General features: G+C 64.6%; 7 protein-coding genes. 6 read left to right on the forward strand and 1 reads right to left on the reverse strand.

The features are described from left to right. The 5 genes from EN964_RS22905 to EN964_RS22925 all read left to right on the forward strand — a co-directional run. A partial coding sequence (locus tag EN964_RS22905) for a lytic transglycosylase domain-containing protein (RefSeq protein WP_164775940.1) occupies window positions 1-662 on the forward strand: 662 nt, incomplete at its 5' end. 5 nt (window positions 663-667) lie between these two features. After that, window positions 668-1,156, forward strand: coding sequence for a GNAT family N-acetyltransferase (locus EN964_RS22910; RefSeq protein WP_127270434.1), 489 nt, complete (start codon window positions 668-670; stop codon window positions 1,154-1,156). A gap of 285 nt (window positions 1,157-1,441) precedes the next feature. Continuing rightward, window positions 1,442-2,710 (forward strand): ABC transporter substrate-binding protein, encoded by a 1,269-nt coding sequence (locus EN964_RS22915; RefSeq protein WP_127270435.1) that lies wholly within the window; start codon window positions 1,442-1,444, stop codon window positions 2,708-2,710. 116 nt (window positions 2,711-2,826) lie between these two features. Continuing rightward, the gene (locus tag EN964_RS22920; RefSeq protein ID WP_236382911.1) at window positions 2,827-3,699 is read left to right on the forward strand and encodes a carbohydrate ABC transporter permease; all 873 of its coding nucleotides are present in this window, start codon (window positions 2,827-2,829) and stop codon (window positions 3,697-3,699) included. A 1-nt stretch (window position 3,700) separates the two neighbouring features. Then, window positions 3,701-4,525 (forward strand): carbohydrate ABC transporter permease, encoded by an 825-nt coding sequence (locus EN964_RS22925; RefSeq protein WP_127270437.1) that lies wholly within the window; start codon window positions 3,701-3,703, stop codon window positions 4,523-4,525. A gap of 11 nt (window positions 4,526-4,536) precedes the next feature. Here the strand turns inward: EN964_RS22925 and EN964_RS22930 are convergent, their stop codons facing one another. Further along, a complete protein-coding gene (locus EN964_RS22930; protein WP_127270438.1) occupies window positions 4,537-4,872 on the reverse strand; it encodes a hypothetical protein in 336 nt (111 codons plus the stop codon). Window positions 4,873-5,017: 145 nt separating this feature from the next. On the opposite strand from EN964_RS22930, the gene EN964_RS22935 reads away from it, so the two are divergent. After that, the coding region (locus EN964_RS22935; RefSeq protein WP_164767052.1) for a DUF899 family protein at window positions 5,018-5,433 on the forward strand (416 nt) is incomplete at its 3' end.

Below are 5,433 nucleotides of genomic sequence, written 5' to 3' on the forward strand. Positions count from 1 at the left end.
CGGCGACCGCCGCTTTTGCCGGATCGACACCGATGGCACCAGCCGCGCCCGCGGTGATGGCCGCCAATGCCTGGCAGGCGCCGCCACCAGCAAATGCGAGCAAGCCGGTCAAGGCGGCCGAGGCCTACACGACCGCGGGGCTGGTCGTGCCGGCAACCGCCAAGGGCGATCGCATGCCCGGCGTCCAGCAGGTCGCCTATGTCGTGCCGCAGAACCCGGCGGCCCTGGTCCAGTTCCCGGCAGGGCCCGTGCAAGAAGAACACGCGACGGGCGTGCGTGGCGATGTCGAGCGGCTGATCGAGAAATATGCGGCGATCTATCAGGTGCCGGTGGATCTGGTGCGCCATGTCGTCAACCGCGAGAGCACCTTCAACCCGAAAGCCTACAACAACGGCCATTGGGGGCTGATGCAGATCAAACACGCGACGGCGCGCGGCATGGGCTATGACGGGCCGGCCAAGGGCCTGTTCGATGCCGATACCAATCTGAAATACGCGGTGAAATATCTGCGCGGCGCCTGGCTGGTGGCCGGCGGCAACGCCAAGAAGGCCGACTGGCTCTACCAGACCGGCTATTATTACGACGCCAAGCGCAAGGGCCTGCTCGAGGCGACCGGCCTTGGCCGCGACCGCCAGCGCCGTCGCCTGCAGCCCGACGCCTGAGCGCGATGCCTGAACCGCGCCCGCCGGCTCTCAACGACATCCGGCTGCGCAAGATCCTCGACGAGACGCTGGTTCCGCCGCACTGGCCCGACGGCTTTGTCATGCGCAGCTTCGAGCCCGGTGATGCGCTGCCCCTGCATGCGCTGTTGACCGAAGTGTTCGACGACGGCGCCGACGGTCCGTTCGATGAGTGGTGGCCGCGCATCGCCGACGATCCCGAATTCGACCCGGCACTGTGCTTCCTCGTCATCGACGCCAAGGGCCGGCTGGCGGCAGCGGCACTGTGCTGGACCCGCGCCTTCGTCAAGGATCTAGCCGTTCATCCCGAGGCTCGCGGCAAGGGCGTTGCCGAAGCGCTGATGTGGCACGCCTTCGCCGTTTTTCGCGAACGCGGCGCCGATCATGTCGACCTCAAGACCAACACGGTCGAGAATCCCACCGCCGTCCGGCTCTATGAGCGGCTGGGCATGATGCCTGTCGCCTGGGAAGGCTAGGGTGTGCTGATATTCAGGTGATGCCGGCCTGCAAATGATGGCTTCCTGCGCTTCCGGTGCTCACGTACCCAAAAGTACGCTCCGCTCCGGTTCTCGGAAACCACCATTTTCGACTCGGCCTGACCTGAATCTCAACACACCCTGATGGGTGTCGCCCCACGCAGGAACGGCGCGATTTGGGAACCCAAAAGCGCCGCTTCGCATTCAATGGGAGGTGAGGGCCTGACAAGCTGCCGGCGGGTGGGAGGATTTTCGGCGGCCGGCTGCGGAGGGACATTCACCATTATGAAACTCTCTCGCGCATTCCTGGCGCTCGGCGTCACTGCCATCCTGGCTGGCACGCCGGCGCGGGCCGTCGAGCTGTCGATGGTGTCGGGCGATACCGGCGACGGCATCAAGGTGCTGCGCGAGATCCTCGACCGTTACGAGAAAGACAGCGGCAACAAGGTCAGCATCGTCGTCATGCCGACGTCCGGGACCGACCAGTTCGGCCAGTACCGGCTTTGGCTCGCCGCCGGAAACAGTGACATCGACGTCTACCAGACGGACGTGATCTGGGCACCGCAGCTCGCCAGTCAGCTCGTGGATCTGACCGCAGCGACCAAGGACGTCGTGGCCGAGCATTTTCCATCGATCATCCAGTCACAGACCGTCAACGGCAAGCTCGTCGCCTTGCCGATCTTCACCGATGCGCCGGCGCTCTACTACCGCAAGGATCTCCTCGACAAATATGGCGCCAAGGTGCCGGCCACCTGGAAGGAACTGGCGGACACCGCCAGGCTGGTCATGGACAAGGAGCGTGCGGCTGGCAATCGGGATATCTGGGGCTTCGTCTTCCAGGGCAACGCCTATGAGGGGCTGACCTGCGACGCGCTCGAATGGGTGATGTCGAATGGCGGCGGCCAGATCATCGAGCCGGACGGTTCCATCTCCATCAACAATCCAAAAGCGGCGGCGGTGCTCGATATGATCAAGGGCTGGGTCGGGACCATCGCGCCGCCCGGCGTACTCGCCTACCAGGAAGAGGAATCGCGCGGCGTCTGGCAGACAGGCAATGCGGTGTTCATGCGCAACTGGCCCTATGCCTATGCGCTCGGCAACGGCGAGGGCTCGCCGATCAAGGACAAGTTCGACGTGGCACCGCTGCCGGCCGGCACGGGCGACGGCGCGCGCCCGGTCGCGACCCTGGGCGGCTGGAATCTCGCCGTCTCCAAACATTCGAAGCATCCGGATGCCGCGATCGGGCTGGTCAAGTTCATCGCTTCGCCCGCGATGCAGAAATACCGCGCGCTGAAGACGTCCAACCTGCCGACCATCCAGGCGCTGTATGACGATGCCGACATTGCCAGGGAGCACCCGATTATTCCGCGCTGGAAGCAGATATTTCTCAATGCGGTGCCGCGCCCGTCGGCCGCGACCAGGATCAAATACAACGAGGCGTCGAGCCAGTTCTGGAACGCCGTTCACAACACGCTCTCGGGCGACGGCACCGCCGCCGACAATCTAGCCGACCTCGAAGCGATGCTGACCAAGCTGAAGGGCAACGGCTGGTGACCACAGTGCCGACAGGGACCGACGCCCGTGCGGCGTCGGAGACACAGGCTGTTCGTCGTCGGCCATCGCCGTTGACGGCACAGCGCGTTCGCTCGGCGTGGCTTTTCCTGGCGCCGATGCTTCTGGTGCTCGCCGGGGCGGCCGGCTGGCCGCTCGCCCGCACGGTCTATTTCAGCTTCACCGACGCCTCGCTGGCCGACCTCGACGCGCGCCAATGGGTCGGCTTCGCCAATTACTTCTCGGTGCTGCATATGCCGAGCGGCCGGACCCTCTATGACGGGCTGCTCGTCGACCCGGTCTGGTGGCGTGCCGTCTGGAACACGGTGCGTTTCACGGTGATTTCGGTGACCTGCGAGACCATCCTCGGCACGATCGTTGCCCTGGTTCTCAACGCCGAATTCGCCGGCCGCGGCATCGTCAGGGCAGCGATCCTGATCCCCTGGGCGATCCCGACGATCGTCTCGGCGAAGATGTGGCAATGGATGCTCAACGACCAGTTCGGCATCATCAATGTCGTGTTGCTCAACCTCGGCCTGATCAGCGACAAGATCGCCTGGACGGCCAACGCCGACACGGCGATGGCGGCCGTCCTCATCGTCGATATCTGGAAGGCGACACCATTCATGACGCTGCTCATCCTGGCCGCGCTGCAGATGCTGCCGAGGGAGATCATCGAGGTCGCCAGGCTCGACGGCGCCAACCCCTGGCAGATCTTCTGGCGGGTGACCTTGCCGCTGATCCGCCCGGCGCTGATGGTGGCCGTGATCTTCCGCGCGCTCGATGCGCTGCGCATCTTCGACCTGATCTATGTGCTGACGCCCAACAATGTGCAAACCAAGTCGATGTCCGTGTTCGCCCGCGAGAACCTGTTCGAGTTCGACAAGTTCGCCTATGGCTCCGCCGCCTCGACCTTGCTCTTCCTGATCCTAGCTCTGCTCACCATCGTCACCATCCGGATCGGCCGGATCAGGCTGGACGGAGGCCGCTGACATGTGGATCGTGAAGCGCACGGCCTTTTACCTGCTGGTCGCGGTCATCGTCTTCGTCGCCGTGTTCCCGTTCTACTATGCCATCGTCACCAGCCTGAAATCGGGGACCGACCTGTTCCGGGCCGATCTGTGGCCGACGACGATCAGCCTCGCCAACTACCGGAATGTGCTGACCGAAGGCAGCTTCGTGCGCAACTTGCTGAACTCGCTGTTCGTCTCCGGCGCGGTGGTTGCGCTTTCGCTGTTGCTCGGCGTCACATCGGCCTATGCGCTGGCGCGCATTCGATTCCGCGGCCGCTCGGCCCTGCTGTTCATCATCCTGTCGGTGTCGATGTTCCCGCAGGTGGCGCTGCTGGCGGGGCTGTTCGAACTGGTCCGCCTGTTCGGCCTCTACAATTCGCTGTTCGCGCTGATCTTCTCCTACATGATCTTCACCTTGCCGTTCACCGTCTGGGTGCTCACCACCTTCGTCCGCGACCTGCCGGTCGAGGTCGAGGAGGCGGCGATCCTAGACGGCGCGACGCCGTGGCTCATCATCACCCGGGTCTTCCTGCCGCTGATGTGGCCGGCGCTGGCAACCACCGGCCTGCTGGCCTTCATCGGCGCGTGGAACGAGTTCCTGTTTGCCCTGACCTTCACCTCCAACAACGCACAGCGGACCGTGCCGGTGGCGATCGCGCTGCTCTCCGGCAACTCGCAGTTCGAGATCCCATGGGGCAACATCATGGCCGCCTCGGTGATCGTCACGGTGCCGCTGGTGGTGCTGGTCCTGATCTTCCAGCGCAAAATCGTTTCCGGCCTCACCGCGGGCGGGGTCAAGGGGTGAGGGACGAGTCCTCAGATGTCCGGCGCGTTGCCGATCTTCTGCTTGAGCTCCAGCGCCCAGGCGCGGCCTTCGTCGCCGCCCCACAGCAGCCAGGCAATATAACCGGCCGAAGGGTTTTGCTCATTGCCGTAGTTCCTGCCGCGCTTGTCGACCTCGTGGCGGGCGAAATAGCTGACCATGCGGCGGATGGTGGAGGGCGCGAGCTTTTCCCGGTTCTTCAGCTCGGTGGCTCGGGCGACGCCGATCTCGGTGCCGCCACGGCCGAACTCGCCGCGCAGCCTGAGGCCCTTGGCGGCATTGTCGGCCACCACTTGCGGGCAGCGCAGATCGATCTCGCCGTCGTGCATGTTGTTCCCCGGATCACGCTGCCCGAACAGGTATTACGACATCTCACCATGCGCAATAAATGTCGGGACCGATCGCTGCCGAACGTCCTTGGGTCGCAGAGCAACCGCGCCGGGACGCCGGCGCCGCGACTTGAAGGAGCCGATCATGATCACCTTTCCCAATGAATCCGCCAAATACCGCACCGCGCGCGAAAAATTGCTGAAGAAGGAAATCGAGCTGCGCCGCGCCATGGAAGAGGTCGCCGAGGCCCGGCGCGCGTTGCCGCCGGGCGGGCTGATCCGCCAGGACTATGAATTCGACGGGCTGGACGGCGATGGGAGGCCTGCAAAGATAAAGCTGTCGGAGCTGTTCGCGCCCGGCAAGGACTCGCTCATCCTCTACAACATGATGTTCCCGCGCCATCCGCAGGAAAAGCGCGAGGTGGCGACCAGCGGCGGCACGGCGAAGCTCGCCCGGCAGGACCAGCCATGCCCCTCCTGCACGGCATTGCTCGACCAGTTCGACGGCGCGGTCGGGCATCTCCAGGCCGCCGGCTTCAATTTCGCGGTGGTGGGCAAGAC

The organism is Mesorhizobium sp. M7A.F.Ca.CA.001.10.2.1 (assembly GCF_003998575.1).
In the GTDB taxonomy this organism is placed as follows: Bacteria; Pseudomonadota; Alphaproteobacteria; order Rhizobiales; family Rhizobiaceae; genus Mesorhizobium.